The organism is Dyadobacter sp. NIV53, from assembly GCF_019711195.1.
Taxonomy (GTDB): Bacteria; Bacteroidota; Bacteroidia; order Cytophagales; family Spirosomataceae; genus Dyadobacter.
On record NZ_CP081299.1, the window covers coordinates 4,647,532 to 4,669,694 of the forward strand.

A 22,163-nucleotide genomic window follows, 5' to 3' on the forward strand; every position below is an offset into this window, starting at 1 on the left:
TCGTTAAGTCAATTATTTATTTTATCAATCCCTATAACTTTAACATGGCCCATCTGCTTTTGCTGGAAGACGATACTACATTTTCAAGATTACTAAATTCATTTCTTAGTAAGCATGGACATAAAGTACAAATTTGTTCCACTTTAAAAGAAGCCAAAGCCGCTTTGAACCAGAGTATGGACGAAAATAATCCTTACGAAGTTTTGATGCTGGATTACAGGCTGCCTGATGGGAATTCTGTTGATCTTTTGAAACAGTTAAGAAGTGAAGGATATCGCATGCCCGCATTTATTATGACAAGCTTTCATGATGTGCGTACAGCTGTAAATGCGATGCAGAACGGCGCATTTGATTATATCACAAAGCCAGTAAACCCGGAAGAACTTCTGATGGTTTTAAGTGAGGCGCTTAACAAATCGCATATATCAGTTGAAAAAGTAGAACCGGAGTCCAAAGCAGGTAAAAAAGCAGACAAGACACAACTTGATTTTATTGAAGGTAACAGTAAAATATCCAAGCAACTCTATGAATATGTCCGTCTGGTAGCACCAACGGATATGTCCGTGATCATTCAGGGTGAAAGCGGGACGGGGAAAGAACATGTTGCGAAATCCATACACCGTTTGAGTAAACGTAAAAACGGGCCGTTTGTAGCTATTGACTGCGGTTCTCTTTCCAAGGAACTGGCGGCGAGTGAGTTGTTTGGCCATAAAAAAGGCGCATTTACTGGTGCATTGATGGACAAAGTAGGTCAGTTTGAAGCTGCGGACGGAGGAACTCTGTTCTTGGATGAAATTGGTAACCTTGGCTATGATGTACAGATAAAATTGCTAAGAGCATTACAGGAACGTATCATTGTTCCAATCGGCAGCAACAACCAGGTAAAAGTGGATGTAAGGCTTATTGCAGCTACAAACGAAGACCTGATGACAAATGCAGCGAACGGGGATTTCAGAGAAGACTTGTATCACCGTCTGAATGAGTTCAAAATTGAAGTGCCGGCACTCAGGAGAAGAGGAGAGGACCTGAATATTTTCATACAGTATTTTGTAGATAAAGCCAACGAGGAATTGGGCCGGAATGTACAGCGGCTGTCAAAAGAAGTGATGGAAATTTTTCATACTTACGACTGGCCGGGGAATCTCCGGGAATTGAATAATGTAATTAAAAGGCTGATTTTGCTTACGAAGGATGAAGAAGCCACACTAAATGCATTGCCTGCCGAAATGATAACTGCTATGTCGGAAACGGTTCCCAAGGCCACCGGTTCGGACCTGAAAGCTTTGCAGGAAACGCACGAAAAAGAAATGATAGAAAAAGTACTTCAGGAAGTCAGGTATAACAAGAGCAAGGCAGCCAAGCTACTCAACATAGACAGGAAAACGCTTTATTATAAAATTGAAAAATATCATATAGAGTAGGAGAGGGCTTTTTCTTCTACTTCCTCAATTACATTCCGGGCCTGGTGTATTACATCATTTAATTCAGCGGCTGGAATTTTTTGCTTCTTATCCCGTATGGCAATTTCATAAAAACGGAATTGGGCAGATAGTTTTTTAGCGCCAATTTGTCCGGTTCTGCCAGCCATTCGGTGCATGAGTTCGTGCATATTATCCATATCCGAATTTTCAATGCATTCATATAAAGAAGCCAGGTCCTGCCGGGAATCCTTGACAAACTGATCCAGTATTTCCCTCATAATGGTATCATCGCCAAAAGTCATCTGGTTCAGTATAGATAAATCCAGCTTTGTACGCACCGGCAATTTTTTTATAGAATATTTTTCAAGCAGTTCCAATAGCTCGTTTGAATGGAAAGGCTTCATCAATATGCCGTCAAAGCCCATTTGCAGAAGTTTAGTCCGTTCTTCCGGCAGTGCCTGAGCTGTGAGCACATAAAATTTAACGTCAGGCATTGCAATTTCCCTCAGGCGTTCACAAAGCTCAGCCCCGTTCATTCCCGACATGCGCATATCCGTGAGCACAAATTTTACCTCATTGTCCCAGGGCTGTTCAAGTGCATCTTCTGCTGATGAAAAACAGGAATGTTCAATGTTATACATGTCAAGTACCGAAGAACACCATTTCAGTATAAAAGCATCATCGTCTATCAGCCAGACTTTACCATTTACCAGATAAGTTTTTTTCTCTATCTCTTCTGATGTTATTAGCGGGGTTTCTGCTTTTTCAAGCATTATTTTTACAAAAAACGTAGTGCCTTTTCCGGGATTGCTTTGCAGATAGATAGTTCCGTTCATCCCTTCTACCAACGCTTTCACAATACTAAGCCCTAATCCGGTACCACCAAACCGTCTTGAAATAGATGCATCAGCCTGTTCAAACTGATTAAAAACGCGTTGGGCCTGTTCCTGCGATAAACCAATTCCTGTATCTGCGATCTGGAATTCAAGCACCATGCTTTCGTCCTTTGCAACTCCGGCTGACCGTAATGTTATTTCACCGCTTTCAGTAAATTTAATTGCATTGGTAAGCAGGTTGTACAACACCTGGCGTAGACGAAACGGATCGCCTTTTAAGAAAAGGCTTGATGATAATTTATTTTCCAACGCCAGGGTAAGTCCTTTTTGCCGCGCGGTCGGCCGTAACATCTGGACTACTTCGTTCAGTAAGGGCGTAATGGCAAAAGTCTGTTCTTCAAAAGTAAACTGGTCTGAAATAATCCGGCTGTAATCCAGTACTTCGTTCACCAGGTACAGCAGGTGTTCAGATGCAGAATGTAAACTGTTCAGATCCTGCTGATTTGGTTTCTCGTCCGTTTTCAGTGCTTCTGTATAACCAATGATCGATTGCAGCGGCGTACGGATCTCATGGCTCATATTGGATAAAAACCGCTGCTTGGCCATACCGTGATATTCCGCCTCTTCTTTGGCTTCTTCCAGCTGGCTTCTGTATTTATTGCTCTTGGTGATATCCTTAAAAATCAGATATGCCAGCAAAGCAGTGAGAAAAAAGAAACCGAGCATTACCCACTCTATCTGTTTCTTGCTTTCTGCAATCATTTTCTGGGATTTCAGGCTGTCGTTGTTGGATTGTTTTACAACCTCATTTTCAACCTCCTGCATCACTCGTAACAACTGCCTAACCAAAGAATTACCGGCTGTTGATAATTCCTGTTCGCGGTCTATAAAGCTGTCAGTACGTAGTTTTTGGGATTTTTCTATAGCATTTACGGCCTCGCCTACTTTTTCAATCGTACTATCCTTGGGAACAATAGTAAGCGTATCGACCTCTACATTCACTTCCTGCCTTTGTACTATTTGTGTCGGCACAACAATAACAGGCTCTTTTTTATTCTTTTTTGAGCCGAACATTCTGTTAAAAAGGCCTTTTTTTTCTGGTTCTGGTTTTTTTGTTGAGTCCGGAACAGGTATATAAGTTGTAGTGGTAGTCGTGCTTTTTTTTGTTTTAACAACTGTGCTGTCCGTTTTAAGTTTATTGTCTGTAATCAGTCCTGAAATGGATTTTACCTCATCCGATAGCGCCTGATTGCTCACCAGTTTGGAACGGACTTTCACATAGTTTCCAAATATCTGCTCCCGTTGTTTCAGAATACGTTTCATGGAATCTATCCGTATGATCTGCTGTGGATCATCAATGGTGAGTGTACTGAGCGTGTCAAGCGTAGCTGCAAGTTCCTGGGACTGGATCAGAAACTGTTGCTTTTTGTCCACGCCCGGAATAGAGCCGGCACTTTGAAGATGGTCTATCTGAAGGATATTTTTAAAGACCTTATTTACAAGCCTTAATCTGTCGTTGGGTGTAGAAAGTACATCCAGTTTGATCAGCATATCCTCAAATGCCAGCTTGCTGATTACCCAGGAAGTTCCCAGCGCAAGTGCAGCAATAAAAAAGCCGAGCAAAACTTTGCCTTTAACAGAACTGGTGAACGATGGATTTCGTGTGGATGGCATTATTTCAGGGCGTTGTGATAAATAGTAACGAAATTTAAGAAAGAAATGGGGTATTTCAATAAACGAAAGCCGGAACTGTATATTGAAATATGATATAATCCATTATTATTGAGCAAGATATCTTTATATTTCCGAAATGAAGTTGAATTCGCCCATATTTTTTTTGCCATGATTTACCTGGTAAGTATTTGCTGTATTCTGCGACACTTTTACGAATTTCAGCGATTTATTTTGACCATCTGTAATGCTTTGAATAGCCTTTCCGTTCATCGGAAGAGCCACTACAATATTCATATCGTTTGCTTTTCCTGTCAGTTTATATTTTACATTAACAGAACCGGATTTTTTTGAAATGTAAAGGTTTAAACGGCTGCCATTTGGTAGCAACAGTTTTTCCAGTGCAATATTTCCATCTTCTAATGCATTCAGATTGGGCTTAATGGTGATCGTTTTGGTAAACCGGTTATAATCAACGCCAAAAATATTTTCAATCAGGATCTGGATATATTGTGCTGCGCTCCACGCATAACGTTTTACACCCTGGCCACTTGCATCCGAAGTTTTCAGGAATTCTGTATAATTTGAATTAAACATCCTGACCGTTTTTAAAGCTAATTCAGAAGCCAGGTCATATCTGCCAATGTCTTCCAGTCCTTTTATTACCGCCTCGTTACGCAACGTCCATATATCACCCGACCAGGATGGATTACCATTATAATCACCCACCGTTTCCACATAGATTTTATCCGTTTTGGCAACGCTTGTAATTGCATTCCCTTCCCAGTTGAAATACCTATTATCTGTCAGCATCCGGAGCATTTTCTGGATTTTTTCCGGTGTTGCGGTCTGGTGCCTGAACGGATCGAATGTGTAACATATCAGCTTGTCGTCCCGCTTTTTCTCATGGATCAGATAAGCATAAAAAGCACCGGTATTGTCATCCCACATGTATGTATTAATGCTGTGTTTAAGCTCTTTTTCCAGTTCATTAAATTTTTTGAAATCTTCATTTAAATCAAGTTGACCAGCAAGCAAAGCCAGATCGTGACAGCCTGCAACTACTTCCACATTCAGATCCACTTGCGAGACGGCTTTCAGCCGGTTTTCAAAAGGTGGGAAAGATTCTTCAAAAACGCCTGTGATCAGTCCTGTTTCTTTATCGCGCCTCGCGTCCGACAGCCACCAGTTCAGATAAAGTTTTAAACTGTTATAGGTTGCAGTTATAAGTTCCTTATCATCCGTATGTTTAAGCACATTATAGGCGCTCTGGAAAAATTTTGGTAAAGAACTGCACGTTGGAAAGTTTGGTACTTTATCATATCCATATAATGGAATGCGCCCGTCCGGCTTCTGCACACCAATAAATCCCCTTACCATATTTTCAGAAAATTTCTGGTTCGACCATTTGGTAGCATTCATACTGATAGAACCATCGAGCTGCCACCAGCATTGCCCGTAATGCCCGCCGGGAGCAATAAACGGATACTTAAATCCAAAACCCGGATCCATCACCAGACATTCATCCAAAACATCAAACGCATCCTTAAAATCCACCTGCGTTATTCCCGGAAAAGAAAGGATTGGAATAACGTCATTGCCATTAATGTTTTCTCTTTTAGGGATGGAATCGGTTGGTGGATTTGGACAGTAAACGCCGGAAGCTTTAACCGGATTGGATTCTTTAATATAAACTGCTTTACTGGCAGCACTATTAAAAAGAAGGCAGGAGAGGAGGAGAGTTAGTAATTTATTCATTTGCAGCTTTTTATTACTGCTTTTATTAAGGCTGGGAGTGGGGAAAACTACCGGGGGAAGGCAAACTTTACATCTACAAAAGACAGATTTTTCAAATACTGGGCAATCGTTTCTTCGTAAATGCTGCATCATAATCCGCCTGTACTCTCATCTAAATATTGGCATCAATATCTAATGCATTTTCAAATTTAATTGCAATTGCTACCAATATATTACGGCACCATTTAATTATGTCTGTAATAGGAGCAGGATACATTTTTATAACAAGCGCAAAAGCTGGTTTTTGATGTTTCTTGCTTCAAGGTCAGTTTTGAGGATTTCTCCGGTATGAAATGATAGTTCAGGACAATAAATATGGTTTCTCATTTTATTGAAAACGCCTTGGTTTAAATATTTTGATAGTTCCATTCAGTAAAGCTTCTTCATAAACAATCTAGCTAATTATTTGGTTATTTTTTTCTTAATATTATATATGAATTTAAATCGTGTTAGCTAAGAATAAGGTCATTAAGTAGTTTTGTTATTAATTCATTGTCAACTATTTTGGTTGGAAAATAATATTCTAATTCTCCACCTACTGATCCTAAGACTAATGGAGTTGGATTGCCCGGTTTTCCTGTGTAAACAATTGTACAGACAGGATTATTGTCTACTGGATGCCCTGAATGAATCGTATCAATTGGGATTTGATAAAGTTGTCGGGTACAGTGACTTTCCTTATAATTTAAGGATAGATTTATTTCTTTTAAACTTCTTTTTAAAATACGATCTTCATTTTGATTATAAGCCCCTTCATAAATTGCATATCTAATGCCATTTTCATCATCAATTTTGAAAACATTATTAATAATACATCCTTTATATAAGAAACTATTCACAACATAATAATGATTGTGAATATCCATTAATGCTTTATGTTCATAGTATTTTTTATCCCAGATATGAATTCTAATAGTCTCCATATTTTCAAATTCATATAATTTTGAATAAATAAAACCTAATGGATGATAGTATGCTTTTTCATTTAAATAAGAAGTTAATAAAAGAAAACTTAAAAGTTCGGCAGATTCATTTTCCAAAGAAAAAATGTCTTTATTTATAAAAGATTGCCTAAGTTTATCAAATTTAAAATTATGCATATGGTTTTTCCGTTGATCTTAGTATTTCTGTTATTTTTTCGTAATCATTTACGGTTAGTCCACTGTCTAAATTTAGCTGATTAATAATGTCATGAACATTTTCCGTCGTAAGTGTTTGAAGTTGATATGGGAAATTAATTGATGTGTTAATTGGCTTATACTCTTTAAAGGTTTGCAAAATTTCTTCTTTGTATGTCCTATATAAAAAAGATCCTTCTCTACAAATCAATGCGGGTTCTTTGGGGTCTTCCTTTGTAATTATTGCAGTTTTAGAACTAAGATCAATTCGAAGAGTCGAAAAATTATTTTTTAAACAAATTGATAAATCCAATAAAGGATAATTGCATTTGTAAATTATTGCAGATACTACTGTTGCCGTACATTCATGTCGGACATATTCTTTGTTCCAAATAGAATTGTTTTTAGAAGCGGAATTAAGACCTCTTCGAAAGTTTGCATATTTTATGCAAATACTTTCATCCGTAGGATCTATAATTTGAATCTTAATGCTTTTATGTTCATTTGTTCTCTGAGCAATTTTAGCAATTTCTGGAATCGTTGAAGTTCTTGTATAGCGACCTAATCCGCCTGTGAAATACCATATTTCTGTTTGATTCCTCTCTTTCTCAAATAATTCATTAATTTTAAAAGATTCAATTATTTCAAACTTCTTTTCTTCATCTGGTAGCTCGATATGAAATAGAAAAAGGCCAATACATACAGTAACTGTTAGTGAAACAAAAGCGCTATCAAATATTCTAGAAACAATTGTTAACCATTTTGGATCTCTTGGAATAATTCCTGAATCAGGAACTATTGGTTCAAAATTTGGCAGTACAAAAAACCTAATTATGAGAATTACAAGAAGTATTAATCCAATAGATATTAGGAAGATACTTCTTGAACTTTTATGTTTTAGTAATGTTTTCATAATTATTTTTCAACCGTTGTTTTAAGCTATGTGATAGTTAAAAATTAAGGGGGATCAACGTGAATTTTGTTTAAAACTGAATTGAAATACTAAGATTGAACCTGTATTCTTTAACTTCTACAATTCAAAATTATGTTGTATATATTTTGTGACCATTCTAAGATAAAATACTATTATTAAGAAATTATTTTTACGATGTATGTAATGTTTGTAAGGCCGCTCATTTAACTTGTTGGATCAATTTGTTTCTATATATTCATTTAGTTTTCAAACATAACTGAATCGTTAGATTCAAATACTAATGAAATTTAACTTACAGATATTATTTTATTCTTTGTAAGAACCAAATTCAGGTGATGGCTTCAGGAGTATTGTTATTTTAATGGAAATTTGCCTGATTTTTGATAATAAAACCCATTCGACAAATCGTTATAATAATTCTTCATGATTTAAATTTAATGTTTTGAATATCCATAGGCAACGCCAGTAAAGCTTGCTTTTGTACCTCCACTCATTCCATAAGATCCATTTTTAGAAGTTTGAGTAAGGATTAATACCAAATGGGCTCCTTTCTCTGCTGCTTCTTGCTTTAATTTTTTAAGAGCTTTGGTTTGCATTTTTCCAGCATTTGTCATACTCCAACCACTATTAGCTTTAGCATGTATTTCTCCTAATTTTAACAATCCTGCGACTTCGGATTCGTTATTTGTTATTTGAACTTTACTCCAGTCATTTTCACTATTAATAATAACTTTCTCACTTATTATTTGCTCCCTTCCAGATGCAAACAAAATCTTATAAACTGTATTTTTTGAAATTGAATTTATTGCATCTTCGTTTAAATATTTGTATTTGACACTAGTTTCTTGTGTCTCAATAACCTTACAATTAATTGTATCTTGATTATGAGTAATTATTTTGTCTTGTGAATAACTTTCTATTCCAATAAATACCAAAGCTATTGCGATAATTAGTTTTTTCATTTTTTATATATATAATTAGTTGTTTACTTAGGTAGATTTTTATTGGTTTAAAATGTTAAGAAACAGAGCTATATTATTGGTAATTACGAACAATCGCTTTCTTGTAAATTTAAACTACTTATTAGATAACATACCAATTGTCCAGAAAATATCTGTTAACTTTTTTAATGTAGCAAAAAGAGTATGGAAAATGGTTTTGTATTAGTTGTATGAAACGTGTATTCTTCTATTAGCCACTACATTGCAGAAAAGTTCGATGACTAATTAATAGACTTTTTAGAAAATTGCAGACAATATCTATGGCATTGTTAGGTTTAACAAAATCAAACATATAAAAGAGGGTTATTTTCTCGCCAAAGTACAAATTATTTCTTTCAAAATTCGATATATTAGATTTTTATTAATCGAATCATAACAAATGTATAATAAAGCAGGAAACCGGTTAACGGCTCCTAAAAGCCATCAACCGGTTTCCTGATATTCAAGAAGAACCTATATTACTTCCCCAAACTATTAATCCAAGCCGCAATCTTCACAGCGTCAGCCTTGGGCACCTGTGGCATTGGAGCCATGGGTGTTGCGAAATCAGGCCAGTTTTCTGGTTTTGGAGCGTATATCAGTTCAACTATCTTTTCATTGGTATACTTGCGTTTGGCAACATCCAGATAGGACGGGCCAACTACTTTTTTGTCGGCTGCATGGCAGGCCAGACAGGTGTTTTTTGCCAGCAATGGTTTCACTTCTTCCCATGTTGGTGCCTTTCCTGCTGCGGCAGTTGTTTTGCCTTTGCCATCGGGTGAAACGTGTTCTTTTACGGTTGTTTCAACCGCTGCTTTGGCGACTCCCGACTTGGTGGTTTTCAACTCTGATACTTTTAATTTTTCTCCATCCGGAATATTATTCAGCGTATAATAAGCATCGGCATGTACCAGTGACCATGAGTTGGTGGCAGAACGAACACCTTCCAGCTGTATTTTGTGTACATAATACTGGCGCAATCCGTCAACAACTACTCTTACTTTTTTACCGTCTTCCGATAATTTTACGCCTTTAATCGTCAAGTCCTCAGAATTAACCGGAGGACTTCCGTAAACGGGATAGTGTTTGTAGATATAGCTGCTCACTTTATAAGAATCCAGGTCTTCGGCAGATTTACGGTCAACCGGCATCGTGAATTCGATCTCGAAACCATCTGGCATTGCTTTAACGGTATACATTTCGAACGGCATTTTACCATTCCAAACCAAACGCTGCAATCCCTGGTTGGCATCTCCGGCCGATCCCCAGCCGCGATTAGTTTCTCCTACAAACATAGAACCGTCTTTATCAAAAGCCATACGCAACACACCCGACTGGAAACCGCTACGGAAACCAATAGAAGCGCCCTGGTATTCACCTTTAACTTTTTCCAGAACAACACGCATGATATTACTTTGTCCCTGGTCACCCACAAAGACCTGTCCGGTAAACGGGCCAAAATCTCCTTTTGTATTATCAAGGATCAGTTCAGAAGTGGATACTCCGTGCACGCCATAAGGAAGCCAGACAGCCGGCAATCTTACCATGTCATACTTTTCTTTCAGCTGATATAGGAATTGCGGGTCTTCATTCCGTGTGTTTTCAGGTTTAATAGCACGGTCATTTGCATCTCTTTCCTTGCGGTTGTCACGTTCTGCGAAAAATTGTTTTTCAGTTAGTTTAACGGGTGAGTTTGGTAATCCAGCCCATCTCAAACCTGCCGGATGGCCCATGAAATCACCTTTTTTAACCTGGAAAATTCCACCGGTTCCCATCCAGTCGCCCTGGTTGTCGGTATAAAAAAGCTCACCGTTCAGCATACTGATACCTGCCGGAGAGCGTACACCTGTTGCGTAAGGCTCAAACTTGCCATCGTTGGTAATATGAAAAATCCAGCCACGGCCGGGAACACGGCTTTCGCCTCTCCACCATTCTTCGTCTCCGAAAGCTACGTTACCACTCAAAAAGAAACTGCCGTCCGGTGCCAGTTTAGGCCCGAATGAATACTCATGATAATGTCCTGATAATGGCCATGCGTACACGGTTTCGTAAACATCCGCTTTTCCATCACCGTTTTTATCGATCAGTTTGGTCAGCTCACCGCGTTGTGCACAATACAAGGCGCCGTCTTTGTAAGCAAGGCCCAGAATTTCGTGTAATCCGGTCGCAAATTTTTTGAAATAAGGCGTCCGGCTCGTCGGATTTTCTACAACCCAAACTTCGCCACGACGTGTAGAAATAGCAAGGGAACCGTTTGGCAGAGTAGTAAGCCCACCTACTTCCAGGATTATTCCTTCCGGAATGGAAGGCGTTACGATTTTATAAAAATCTTCTTCTTTCGGTGATTCCTGTGCTTTGAGCACAGTCAGTGAAGTGAGGAAGATGAATGCTAAATGAGCAAGTTTTTTCATTGTTTTAAAGGCTATCGGCTGTTGGCAATCGGCTGTCAAACAGATGGCTGTTGGCCGGCGTTAAAATTATAACTGGATATATCAGAACAGGATTGCGTATTTCACCTCACCGTTACTCACCGGAATCAGTAATTCCTGTTGCCCGTTTGCGCTTCTGATCTCCGGTTTAACATTTTTATCTGCGAGCTGGATATAATACGATTTGCCGTTAATGGCATAAAGTCCGTCAGAAACTTTTTCGATCGAAGAACCGTCAGCTACTCTTGCTACCAGATCCTTTACCGGATTGATCACTTTGATAATACGCTCGAAATACTGGTTGTTTACCACAGAAATGTAATCCGTTACAGGCGAACCAAATGCCAGATACTGGAAAGTGGGCACATCTGAATCGTCCAGTACATAACCTTTCGGGCGGTAACCGCTGCCGGTCGTATCCGTTACCCATTTGGATTGTCCGCTGCTTTTACCCAGAAGCATATCATCTCCCAAAACTGTTACACTTCCGCGTGGTCGTGAAGAACCGTCGCCGCGATCGTGCCACATTGGCGTTGCGTCCAGAAATTCGCCACGCCAAACCTGTAAGATCGTTCCTTTATCCAGATCGTAAGTGTAATGAAGATTAGCCGGGCTCCCTACCGAAACGGCATGAACAACACGTTGTTTTTTGGAAGACTCATCTTTTTTGAAATCCATAAAACTACGCGTAACGGTATTGGTAGCAGCTGCGATCAGGATTGGGTCAGTTGCATTGCCAGCCATGGCCGAGCTTTTCGTATTATAGGTTACTTCCCTGAAACCAGGGCCGCTTACCAAAAGTCCCAGAGCGGGTTTCAGCCAGCCGTCTCTTTTATTGTTAAAAATTTCGACTGTATGATCACCAGCTTTCAAATTCACTTTTCCTTCGCGATAGTTTTCATTCCATGCCGGAGTAATTACCAGTTTGCCATCAATTTTCAAATAGGAATTTCCGGCTGCCTGCAAGCGGAAATTGTAATCACCAGCAGTTGGAGCATTGTATTTTCCGGTATACACCAGTGAAAAATTGTTGTTCTCTTTCAAAACTTCCCAGGTAAGTGTTTCTGCTTTTCCGGTTTCGGCAGGCGTAAGTTTAGACAGATCATCTGTTTCCATCAAACTGCCATAATAGGTTTTGTAGTTCAGGTCTGATAACGTTCCCGGTTTTTTATCAAAATTATTGATCACAATATTTTTGATCGCCAAAGAACCATGATCACCCTGGAAACGAAGCGGGCCCATCGCCACATCTTCTGCTGTCAGCGATCCGCGGGTCGGTCCGCTTACTTCTACATTTTCATGAATAATAGTACCGTTCAAAACGATTGAAAGAAATACCGCGTTGGATATCTTTTTACCGTTTGAGTCAAAGCGTGGTGCCTGATAAGAGATTTTGATATTTTGCCATAGTCCGGGTGCTTTTGCTACATTGAAACGCGGTGCGTAACCTTCGTAACCTTTTTCGCCTTCTGGTTTTGCGTCGTTCCAGCGTTCGTAAATTCCACCGCAGTCGTTATACTTAGCGGATTTCTTTCCCCAGCTGTCAAATAATTGTACTTCGTAATTGCCCTGAAGATAAATTCCTGAATTAGATCCTTTGGAAAGCATGAAATCCAGCTCAATATCAAGGTCACCATGTTTGAGATTCGAGATGAGCTCATACTCTGCGCCATACTTTCCTTTTTCATGAATACACGCCAGAACTCCTTTTCCTGGTGTGGTCGTTAGTACATTTTCCCTTGAAATATCTGCTGAAGCATTGCCAACTATTTTCCAGTTGCCGGATTTGTTAGTAAATGCACTAAGATCGTTGAGAGGGATGGTTTGCTGTGCAAAGGCTGATTGTGTGATTACGACCAGTCCCAGCACCAAAAAATGTAAAAAATTACTGCTAAATTTAAACATACACGATGTAAGTTTGGGTTTTGGGTTAAAAGCGACGCAATTACGGAATAAGAATCTGGAAACCAGAAAGCATTATTAAATTATATTAAAAAATATTTGATTAAGTGGCTGCCTTTGTTATTCTACCGCGTAGTGGCTACCTGTTTGCAGCAACCAGGTTAATCAAATGGTGTAACATGCAGTCGGATCGCGCTGGTAGGTATGCGGCTTATTATATATGTGTAATAGTGTCATGTAATATCTCACTGTATTAGGGTTCACTACTTGGCTTGTTAAAGCAATCTGGCATGTCGATTTCTACAAACAGCCAGGATCTACGGTTCATCCTAATAACAGGTCATTATATGATAAAATATAGCTGATAAATTTGATCCAATTGTTTACATCAAAATTAATTCTCAGTTAAATTTTGAAAGCTTCCTGATTTAATTAGATGAGAATAGCATTTGTTAACGCTTTTTACTTAATGTTGTGTTTTGATTTATTTCAATGAGTAATTAGACTAAACAGTTATTTTCCAAAAATGAAAAAGTTAATCCTAACCGCGTTCAGTTTAGCAACCGCTTTTGTCGCGCATGCCCAGCTACAACCTACTAAACAAACACCTGAATCAAGCGAATTATGGACTCCGGTTCCACGTTTGGTAACACCTGGAAAACCATCTGCGGTGGGTTCCGGCTTTACGGCACCTTCGGATGCGATAGTTTTATTTGATGGTAAAAATCTGGACAGCTGGGTTTCTGGTAATGAAGGAGGTGGGCCTGCTCCATGGACAGTTGCAGACGGCGCGTTAACCTGTGCACCTAAAAAAGGAGATATTGTGACCAAACAAAGTTTCTCGGATTACCAGCTTCATATCGAATGGCGTGCTCCTGCAAAAGTAGACGGAAACGGCCAGGGACGAGGTAACAGCGGTATTTTTATGCAGGGGATTTATGAACTTCAGGTACTTGACAGTTACAACAACCCAACGTATGTGAACGGACAGGCGGGATCAATCTACAAACAAACAATGCCATTGGTAAATCCGGTTGTAGGGCCAGGTGAATGGCAGACTTATGATGTAGTTTATACAGCACCGCATTTTAACAAAGACGGCCAGATGGTTATTCCTCCATATATCACCGTACTTTTAAATGGTGTTCTGGTTCAGAACCATACGGCGATTCAGGGAACAACTCCTTATGTTGGACAGCCTATGATTACGCCTCACGGACCAGGACCAATTAAACTTCAGGATCACAATAATACCACCAGCTTCCGTAATGTCTGGATCCGTGAAATATAATCTTTAATTGCTAATTCAAATCAGGCTGGTTGCCACAGCAATAAAGAGAGCAACCAGCCTGAAAGGCTCAAATACCTCAGCCCGGGGCAACGGCCTGCGGGAATGGATGAGAGGCCGGTTGCAATTTTAACAGTTAAACCTTAATAATTAACCCTTAAACCAAAAGGTACAATATTTGTGAAAGACTTAAATGATGTTGAACATCGTTTAAGTCTTTTTATTTTTATAACAACTTCATACATTACCCAAAGCACGTTTTAAAGTATGCAGGAAATAGAGCCATATTACAATTGGGAAAAACATTATGTAGCAAGTCGTGACAAGCGGTCGCCGTTTTATGGCCGGACGTACAACCTTGATTATTATGAAAATGCGATTTATGGCTACTACATTCATCCGCTTTGGGACGAAATCGGATCTGAAACGCTGTATGTAAAAATCCTTTTTGCTGATTACGATAAGCGTTATGTTATTATTGAAATGTTTGGGGAGTGGAATGATGCGCTTCATAACGACATTATGTTTTTCAAACGCCAGGTGATAGATCCGCTCGTGGAAGAAGGTATTAACCAGTTTATATTAATGGGAGAAAATGTGCTGGATTTCCATGGCGGCAGGGAAGATGATTATTATTCCGAGTGGTTCGACGACGTTGAAGACGGATGGATTGCGGCTGTTAACTTCCGTGAACATGTAGAGCAGGAGTGGAAACGGTTTCGTTTGGATTACTATATTAATTTTGGTGGTACTTTACAAATTGAAAACTGGCGTACATTAATGCCTGACCCGTTTCATGAATTGGTTAAAAAATTGATCATAAGAAGATTAGCCTGACGCAAAAAGGTATACGAATTGTTTGCAACCATGCAAACTCCTTTGTAGCTTTCGAATTCATCCTGTTTATCGATATAACCTAAACATTATTAAAAAATGGCCGAAAACGACAAACCAACACCAAATGATGCGAAAGAATCACTGGATAAAAAAACCGAGGATTTGAAAGTTACTGCATCTGATGCCAAAGACGAAATACTGGAAAAAGCGGAAGGTGTGAAAAGTGATGCGGAAATAATTGCGGAAGCTGAACTGGCTGCTGCAAAAGTTGCCGCTGATGACAAGATTGAGGCAGCTAAGGAAGCAGCACTGGATGTTAAAGCCGGTATATCAGATAAAATTGAAGAAACAGAAATAGCAGCATCTGAAAAAGCAGAAGAAGTAAAAGCTGATTTTGCAGAAGCGAAAGCAGAAACAGAAAGCAAGGTTGATGAATTGAAAGTTGCCGGAGAAGAAAAAGTGGAAGAAGCGAAGGAAACGGCTTCTGAAATTAAAGATCAGGTTACTGAAAAAGCAGAAGAAGTAAAATCGGCAGCAAGTGAAAAAATAGAAGAGGTAAAGGAAAAGTTTGCTGATACGAAAGCAGAGGCTGCAATTAAAGCCGAAGAATATAAGGAAGATGCCAAAGAAATAGTTGCTGACATTGAAACCAAAGCTGCTGATAAAGCGGAAGAGGCCAAAGAAGTATTTTCAGAAGTTAAAGCCGATACCACAGCCAAAGCAGAAGAGGCAAAAGTAGAAGCAGAAGCAAAAGTTGAGGAGTTGAAAACTGGTTTTTCTGCGAAAACGGAACAGCTTCAAAACGAAGTTGAGCTTAATATTGCCGCCGGAAAGGTAAAAGCACAGGAAATCGTTGCAGATCTGACTGAAAAAGCGGAAGACTTAAAAATAATAGCGGAAGAAAAATTAAGTATTGCCAAAGAAAAAGCACAGGAACTTACAGCTGACGCCTCCGAAAAACTGGCTGAACTGAAAGAAGAAGCCACAGAAGCTTACGAGGAAGCAAAAGAGATTGCATCACAGAAACTTGTGGAAGCTCAGATAAAAGCAGAAGAACTGAAAGTGAAAGCAGAAGCGGAATTTGAGGAATTGAAAGAAGCCGCAACCGAAAAATTTGAAGAAACAAAAGTGAAGGCCAAAGGTTTCTGGGCCAGATTGTTTGGTAAATAAAAATAAAAAACTGAAAGTGCGCCTGTTCGAAAATTCCGGACAGGCGCTTTTTTGTGCGTTTTTTACTCAGAGATAAATTTGCATTGTAAGATTCCGGCATTCCATGAAAACCATAATGGCATAATTTTGTTAATTCAAATTATTCAGGGTCCTGGCTTTAATTATTCCCTGAAAATTTTCTACTTTCCAAATATTATTGTTCCTGGTTCTAACACATTAACCTGACTAATTAAATGCCACAATCAAACTTCCCGATTCCTTACAAGCATCCTTTTACTCCGGATAATAAATATAAAAAATCTGTTGCATATTTCTCGATGGAATTTGCTGTTGATCAGGCTCTTAAAACATATTCAGGCGGACTTGGTTTTTTGGCTGGCTCACACATGCGAAGCGTATACGCCCTTAAGCAAAACCTGGTCGGAATTGGAATGCTCTGGAAATATGGATATTATGACCAGGGCCGTAAAAGTGACGGAAGTATGCAGCCTGAATTCCATGAAAAGATGTATCACTTTTTAGAAGATACCAACATCCGTTTTCAGATTCCAATATCCGGAGAGCAGGTTTGGGTGGCTGCTTATTATCTTCCCCCTGACGTATTCCAGTCAGCGCCTTTGTTTTTATTGACCACAGATACAGATGGAAATGATGTAGAAACCCGGAAAATAAGCTATACTTTATACGATTCGGATGTAACAATGAAAGTGGCACAATGTATGGTGCTGGGTATTGGTGGTGCCAGATTGCTTGAAGAATTAAATTATGAGCCCGAAGTATATCATTTCAATGAAGCGCATGCAGTTTCGGCTATTTTTCATTTGTTCAAAAAACTTGGTAAAGTTGCAGATGTAAAGAAACGCGTTGTATTTACTACGCATACTCCTGAGGAAGCCGGAAATGAAAAACACAATATGCATTTTCTGGAAAACCTTGGATTCTTTTCTGGATTGCCTTTGGATACGGTCAGAAAAATAAGCGGGAGCAAGGGCGATATTTTTAATCATTCACTGGCGGCATTAAGTCTGAGCCGGAATGCTAATGGTGTTTCTAAACTGCACGGAGAAGTATCCAGAAATATGTGGAAACCTTATCCGAAAATTGCACCGATCGGGCACATTACGAATGCGCAGAATAATACATACTGGGTTGATGAAATACTGGAAGACGCGCGCGTGGCAGGAGATATTGAAACGATTTCTGCCAGAAAGAGAGAGCTGAAAAGGATATTATTCAAAACGGTTGCAGACCAATGCGGTAAATTATTTGACCCAAATGTATTGACAATTGTTTGGGCAAGAAGGTTTGCGGCTTACAAACGTCCGGATATGCTGGTGTGGGATCTGGAAAGATTTACTAAAATTATGAACAATACAGACCAGCCTGTACAGATTATTTGGGCAGGAAAGCCATATCCAAAAGACGATGGAGCGATCAATACATTCAATCACTTGTTTTATCTGAGCCATCTATTTCCAAATATGGCAGTTTTAACGGGTTATGAACTGGCACTTTCAAAGTTAATAAAAGACGGTTCTGACGTATGGCTTAATAATCCGGTAGTAACACGCGAAGCTTCAGGAACAAGCGGAATGACAGCAGCTATGAATGCCTCATTAAATTTATCTACCTATGACGGCTGGATCTGCGAGTTTGCGAAAGACGGTGAAAATTCGTTTATCATGCCGGTTGCGGAAGGAGACGACATTAACAAACAGGATTGTGAAAATCTGCTCGACAAACTGGAAAATACAGTTATTCCCATGTACTATTCTGACCAGAAAAAGTGGCAGGAAATAGTTTTAAACAGTATGAACGATGTGAGCGTAGAGTTCAATTCGGACCGGATGGCAAGGGAATATTATGAGAAGCTATATTAGAGGGCAATCGGCTTTCGGCAGTCGGCTATCGACTTCTTAATTGTCTGATTTTAGCTGATTTAATTTTTATTATAGTTAAGGCACAAATTAACAGCTGTTAAAATTTGTCTACCGACCGCCGACTACCAAAGTCACCTCCCCATTAACTCAATACCTTCCCGGAATGTATGCGGTTCATAACCAAGTATGTTCCGGGATTTTGTCAGGTCAAAACCGGTACGTGGCGGACGGCGAGCTGGCTGGGTAAATGACGAAGCGTCTGTTGGGGAAATTAAAGATTTGTTTAGATTGTAAAAGTCAGCCGTCATTAATGCCATTTCGTAGGGAGTCAGAAAATCCTTTCCTGATATGTTAAAAACCCCTTTTGCCTCCTTTGTAGCTATTAAAAAACATCCTGACGCAAGGTCTTCTGCAAGAGTAGGTGTACGGAACTGGTCGGTTACTACTTTAATCTGTTTGCCTTCTTCAAGCGATTTTTTTACCCAAAGAATGATATTGCTCCGGCTCATATCGTGTGCAATACCATATACCAGTACAGTTCTTGCAATAGCCCAGTTTAGGTTCGAGTTCATTACTGCTTTCTCTGCCGCATATTTGCTCCAGCCATAAAAACTAACCGGATTAGGTTGGTCATCTTCTGTATACGGACCGGCAGTTCCGTCGAATATAAAATCGGTTGACAAGTGTTCGAGAAAAACCTTGTTCTTTTCACATGCCTTAATTAAAAATTCAACCGCAATCACATTCAGTTTCCAGCATGCTTCCTTTTCCATTTCACACTGATCGACATTGGTCATAGCAGCAGTATGAATAACAACGTCTGGTTTAAGCCGGCTGATAACTTCATCCACTGCGAAAGGATCGGTTATATCCATTTCCTGATATTCATATCCGTCAGTAAACGGCAAACGATTTTTCCCGACAGCAGTCGCAATAGTTGTAACGGAAGGATCCTGTATTAATAATTCAACCAGTTTTTGCCCAAGCAAACCATTGGAGCCCGTAATGAGTATGCGTCTTTTTATGGATTTTTCGTCAGTTTTGAATTGTGGAGTAAGCGGCATAGGGATCATTTACGTTTTAAAAAACGCAATATAGAACATACCTTTTAAAGTTTTATTTGGAGTGAAAATACAATAGAACATAAAAAATGCTGCCTCCTGATTCAGAAGACAGCATTTTTGACCATAAATTATTTTCTATATCTTAAAACCAAGTGTTGCGCGAAGTATATTATTCTTTTGGTTACTATCCTTAAAGTAATCAGTTATACCCCATTCGTGCGTTATATCAATGGTTATAAATCCGAATTCCAGGCCAATTCCTCCGTTTAACCCATATGAGAAATCATGCAAATTATCTTTATTGAATTGTGCCAGTTTCGTTTTATCAACAGCCAGAAGATAATTGGCTACTCCGCCGGCTTTTATATTAAATCTGAAAAATCCCTTATTCGCTCTCGTCAGATAGATACCGATCATCACCGGTAATTTTAAAGAATGAATCCTTGGTCCACTGTTTAATTTAACATCGGATATGCTGTCTTCACTGGTAATCTGCATGGAAGAATTAAAATAATGTAATCCGGGCTGCACAAAGAATCTTTTTGCCCTCATTCTGATATCCAATCCTGCATTCCATCCTACGCGTCCGCTGTATTTGTCTTTTTTGAAATCAGCATCAAAGCCGGATGCATGGATACCAGCCATTGGTATCACCCAGGTTCCTGAGTTGCGTGGCTTGCGTTCAGCAAAACGCTCACGGAAAGTAATTCTGTCCCGGTCATTTTCTGAATAGGAATTCTGGTCATTATTTCGGGAATAATTTCTATCCATTTCATCACGGCGATAACGTCGTTCTCTTTGCCATGCCCTGAAATCTTCATCATCCTGAGATCCGTAACTCATCCCTGCCGATGGATTATTTTGTACTTCGGGTTTCTTATAATAATCAGGTGGTACTATAATATTATTAATCACAATAGTTGGCTGTCCGGGTTGCTGAGGGAAGTTTTTGTAAGTCGATTCAATCACCCTTTTTGCAATATCATTGATCGTCTCGTTCTTGTTTACAGAATCTATAGTAATGGTATTCTGAACAACGTTAGGGCTTTTTTGCAGCGTATCCTTATTTACAGTTTGTGCCCATACGCTTCCTGCCAGTATACCTGTAAGTAGAAATGTGTAAATCAGCTTGGTTTTCATTGTAGAAGTGATTAAAAGTAAATATGTTTTTGTTCAAATTATTGACCGGATCATATAAGTTTCCAAGTCTTTTATTTGTTACATTAAAATATCCTGCCATACACGAGTTATGCTGGCTTGCGTTCTAATTGAACCGCTTGATCTGAATTGAAATATTTTCTTGTAGAGATAATGGGGCAGTATTTAAGCTGGTTTTGATAAATACAATGAAACCCGGAAACGAAATTCTGATTTTAAGCCAAATGAAAATTCCCCAAAAACCAGGTTGAAAGGTTTTTGGGGAATTTTTATAATGAATCGAAATCAAAACTAGAAGTTGTATCCGTACTTTCTGGTGATTTTTTTCTTTTTCATTTTTTTGACTGAAACCTCCATTACGATATTCTTTTCTGGACGGTCGCGTTCGTCACGGGGAAGAGAACTTATTTTATCTATCACCGCAATACCATCTATAACCTGTCCGAAAACCGTGTAACCACCGTCCAGATGCGGTGTGCCGCCAATGGTTTCATATACTAATTTCTGCTCATCAGTAATTTTTCGGGCTGCACGGGCTGTTTGTTTTGCAAGGTCACTCTTACTCCATTTTCTGCCCTGAACTATATAAAACTGGCAACCACTTGATTCTTTTGCAGGATTATTGTCGCGGGCTGCTGCCAATGCACCTTTCTGGTGAAATAGTTTGGGACTGAATTCTGCCGGGATTTTATAACCGTTATCGCCTTTTCCTACCATTTGTTCAGCGGTAGCATTTCTTGATTCAGGATCTCCGCCCTGGATCATGAAATCTTCGATAACGCGGTGAAATATCAATCCGTCATAAAATTTGTCCTTGGCCAGTTTAATGAAATTCGCCTTATGTTTGGGCGTTTCGTCAAATAAAATAACCTGCATCGTTCCCTGATCCGTTTTGATCGTGATCAGGTCGTCTTTTTTTGATTTTTTCTGTGCGAATGTACTTGTTGAAAATAAGCTCGTTAGAGCCAGTAGTATTAGTAATCTGATGTTTTTCATTGAGTTTTATTTAGCTGCGAGTATTGTTTTACCGGAAGGAAAAAATTCAAATTTCAATCCGAAATCTTTTCCTTTCGATACATCTTCCATATTAATCCGGACTGATTTTTTATTCCAGGTAACTACACTTTTTTCTTCTTTTGGTTTATCGTAATTTTCAGTAAAATAACGTATGCCGGCACTCCAAAGCTGTTTTGTAGCTTCGGCGCTATTTAAATATACATCCACTGTAATTTTATTGACCTTTTTCTCAGAATCTATATAGTACAGAACGTCAATTGATTCCAGCTGGGGAGTATCCTGGGTATAGCCCAGATGATCAGGTTTTTCCTCAAACATCTCAAATGTTTCCGTCGCTTTTACTTTGCTGACAGGATCACCAAATGTTATTCCTCTTATAATTCCAGTCGCTTCTCCCGACTCGGGAGTAGCCAGTATAGTTTGAAGCAAAGCGGATTGATCACTATTTAAATCTTTTCGAACAGGACTGGTTAGGGCAATAGAATCAGCTGTTTTAGAATCGGTATCTTCTTTCGTTGCAGTACTGCATGCATAGGATACAGATAGAAACAAGATAAGAATCAGGGATTTTTTTAGAAAAATAAAATATTTCATGCGTGTAAAAAATGTATTCATTGTAAAAGTTAAGCTTTTTAGATAAAACAGTTGTGCCGGCTTGGCA

The 22,163-nt window shown here is 39.1% G+C and carries 16 protein-coding genes; 5 read left to right on the forward strand and 11 right to left on the reverse strand.

Annotated features, from left to right (window positions below):
• Nucleotides 1-44: 44 nt before the first annotated feature.
• Entirely contained in the window at nt 45-1,421 is a 1,377-nt protein-coding gene (locus KZC02_RS19140; protein WP_221390160.1) for a sigma-54 dependent transcriptional regulator, read from the forward strand.
• Here the strand turns inward: KZC02_RS19140 and KZC02_RS19145 are convergent.
• The 7 genes from KZC02_RS19145 to KZC02_RS19175 form a co-directional block, all read right to left on the reverse strand.
• Nucleotides 1,409-3,931, reverse strand: coding sequence for an ATP-binding protein (locus tag KZC02_RS19145; protein WP_221390161.1), 2,523 nt, complete (start codon nt 3,929-3,931; stop codon nt 1,409-1,411). The two genes, KZC02_RS19140 and KZC02_RS19145, sit on opposite strands and share 13 nt — an antisense overlap.
• A gap of 123 nt (nt 3,932-4,054) precedes the next feature.
• Complete coding sequence (locus KZC02_RS19150) at nt 4,055-5,686, reverse strand: MGH1-like glycoside hydrolase domain-containing protein (RefSeq protein WP_221390162.1); 1,632 nt, start codon at nt 5,684-5,686, stop codon at nt 4,055-4,057.
• 488 nt (nt 5,687-6,174) lie between these two features.
• The gene (locus KZC02_RS19155; RefSeq protein WP_221390163.1) at nt 6,175-6,825 is read right to left on the reverse strand and encodes a hypothetical protein; all 651 of its coding nucleotides are present in this window, start codon (nt 6,823-6,825) and stop codon (nt 6,175-6,177) included.
• The gene (locus KZC02_RS19160; protein WP_221390164.1) at nt 6,818-7,756 is read right to left on the reverse strand and encodes a hypothetical protein; all 939 of its coding nucleotides are present in this window, start codon (nt 7,754-7,756) and stop codon (nt 6,818-6,820) included. Before KZC02_RS19160 ends, KZC02_RS19155 begins: the two co-directional genes overlap by 8 nt.
• Nucleotides 7,757-8,211: 455 nt before the next feature.
• Nucleotides 8,212-8,739 carry a hypothetical protein gene (locus KZC02_RS19165; protein ID WP_221390165.1) on the reverse strand — a complete coding sequence of 176 codons (528 nt, stop codon included), beginning with the start codon at nt 8,737-8,739 and terminating at the stop codon, nt 8,212-8,214.
• 497 nt (nt 8,740-9,236) lie between these two features.
• The gene (locus KZC02_RS19170; RefSeq protein ID WP_221390166.1) at nt 9,237-11,168 is read right to left on the reverse strand and encodes a c-type cytochrome; all 1,932 of its coding nucleotides are present in this window, start codon (nt 11,166-11,168) and stop codon (nt 9,237-9,239) included.
• A gap of 81 nt (nt 11,169-11,249) precedes the next feature.
• A complete protein-coding gene (locus tag KZC02_RS19175; protein ID WP_221390167.1) occupies nt 11,250-13,091 on the reverse strand; it encodes a family 16 glycoside hydrolase in 1,842 nt (613 codons plus the stop codon).
• Nucleotides 13,092-13,614: 523 nt separating this feature from the next.
• On the opposite strand from KZC02_RS19175, the gene KZC02_RS19180 reads away from it, so the two are divergent.
• The 4 genes from KZC02_RS19180 to glgP all read left to right on the forward strand — a co-directional run bounded on the left by KZC02_RS19180 (nt 13,615) and on the right by glgP (nt 18,263).
• Nucleotides 13,615-14,379 (forward strand): DUF1080 domain-containing protein, encoded by a 765-nt coding sequence (locus tag KZC02_RS19180; protein ID WP_221390168.1) that lies wholly within the window; start codon nt 13,615-13,617, stop codon nt 14,377-14,379.
• Nucleotides 14,380-14,643: 264 nt separating this feature from the next.
• Entirely contained in the window at nt 14,644-15,213 is a 570-nt protein-coding gene (locus tag KZC02_RS19185; protein ID WP_221390169.1) for a hypothetical protein, read from the forward strand.
• Between the two features lie 96 nt (nt 15,214-15,309).
• Nucleotides 15,310-16,383: a hypothetical protein gene (locus KZC02_RS19190; RefSeq protein ID WP_221390170.1), complete on the forward strand. Its 1,074-nt coding sequence runs from the start codon at nt 15,310-15,312 to the stop codon at nt 16,381-16,383.
• A gap of 233 nt (nt 16,384-16,616) precedes the next feature.
• Nucleotides 16,617-18,263 (forward strand): alpha-glucan family phosphorylase, encoded by a 1,647-nt coding sequence (glgP, locus tag KZC02_RS19195; RefSeq protein ID WP_221390171.1) that lies wholly within the window; start codon nt 16,617-16,619, stop codon nt 18,261-18,263.
• Between the two features lie 131 nt (nt 18,264-18,394).
• Here the strand turns inward: glgP and KZC02_RS19200 are convergent, their stop codons facing one another.
• The 4 genes from KZC02_RS19200 to KZC02_RS19215 form a co-directional block, all read right to left on the reverse strand.
• Complete coding sequence (locus KZC02_RS19200; RefSeq protein WP_221390172.1) at nt 18,395-19,327, reverse strand: SDR family oxidoreductase; 933 nt, start codon at nt 19,325-19,327, stop codon at nt 18,395-18,397.
• Nucleotides 19,328-19,462: 135 nt separating this feature from the next.
• Nucleotides 19,463-20,467 (reverse strand): porin family protein, encoded by a 1,005-nt coding sequence (locus KZC02_RS19205; protein WP_221390173.1) that lies wholly within the window; start codon nt 20,465-20,467, stop codon nt 19,463-19,465.
• 309 nt (nt 20,468-20,776) lie between these two features.
• Nucleotides 20,777-21,481, reverse strand: a complete 705-nt coding sequence (locus KZC02_RS19210) for a peptidylprolyl isomerase (protein WP_221390174.1) — start codon at nt 21,479-21,481, stop codon at nt 20,777-20,779.
• Nucleotides 21,482-21,487: 6 nt separating this feature from the next.
• Entirely contained in the window at nt 21,488-22,117 is a 630-nt protein-coding gene (locus KZC02_RS19215; protein WP_229253679.1) for a hypothetical protein, read from the reverse strand.
• Nucleotides 22,118-22,163 lie beyond the last annotated feature (46 nt).

Bases quoted from the DNA above. Each gene is read 5' to 3' on its own strand.
- KZC02_RS19140 (WP_221390160.1), top strand. From the start codon at position 45: ATGGCCCATCTGCTTTTGCTGGAAGACGATACTACATTTTCAAGATTA.
- KZC02_RS19145 (WP_221390161.1), bottom strand. From the start codon at position 3,931: ATGCCATCCACACGAAATCCATCGTTCACCAGTTCTGTTAAAGGCAAA.
- KZC02_RS19150 (WP_221390162.1), bottom strand. From the start codon at position 5,686: ATGAATAAATTACTAACTCTCCTCCTCTCCTGCCTTCTTTTTAATAGT.
- KZC02_RS19155 (WP_221390163.1), bottom strand. From the start codon at position 6,825: ATGCATAATTTTAAATTTGATAAACTTAGGCAATCTTTTATAAATAAA.
- KZC02_RS19160 (WP_221390164.1), bottom strand. From the start codon at position 7,756: ATGAAAACATTACTAAAACATAAAAGTTCAAGAAGTATCTTCCTAATA.
- KZC02_RS19165 (WP_221390165.1), bottom strand. From the start codon at position 8,739: ATGAAAAAACTAATTATCGCAATAGCTTTGGTATTTATTGGAATAGAA.
- KZC02_RS19170 (WP_221390166.1), bottom strand. From the start codon at position 11,168: ATGAAAAAACTTGCTCATTTAGCATTCATCTTCCTCACTTCACTGACT.
- KZC02_RS19175 (WP_221390167.1), bottom strand. From the start codon at position 13,091: ATGTTTAAATTTAGCAGTAATTTTTTACATTTTTTGGTGCTGGGACTG.
- KZC02_RS19180 (WP_221390168.1), top strand. From the start codon at position 13,615: ATGAAAAAGTTAATCCTAACCGCGTTCAGTTTAGCAACCGCTTTTGTC.
- KZC02_RS19185 (WP_221390169.1), top strand. From the start codon at position 14,644: ATGCAGGAAATAGAGCCATATTACAATTGGGAAAAACATTATGTAGCA.
- KZC02_RS19190 (WP_221390170.1), top strand. From the start codon at position 15,310: ATGGCCGAAAACGACAAACCAACACCAAATGATGCGAAAGAATCACTG.
- glgP (WP_221390171.1), top strand. From the start codon at position 16,617: ATGCCACAATCAAACTTCCCGATTCCTTACAAGCATCCTTTTACTCCG.
- KZC02_RS19200 (WP_221390172.1), bottom strand. From the start codon at position 19,327: ATGCCGCTTACTCCACAATTCAAAACTGACGAAAAATCCATAAAAAGA.
- KZC02_RS19205 (WP_221390173.1), bottom strand. From the start codon at position 20,467: ATGAAAACCAAGCTGATTTACACATTTCTACTTACAGGTATACTGGCA.
- KZC02_RS19210 (WP_221390174.1), bottom strand. From the start codon at position 21,481: ATGAAAAACATCAGATTACTAATACTACTGGCTCTAACGAGCTTATTT.
- KZC02_RS19215 (WP_229253679.1), bottom strand. From the start codon at position 22,117: ATGAATACATTTTTTACACGCATGAAATATTTTATTTTTCTAAAAAAA.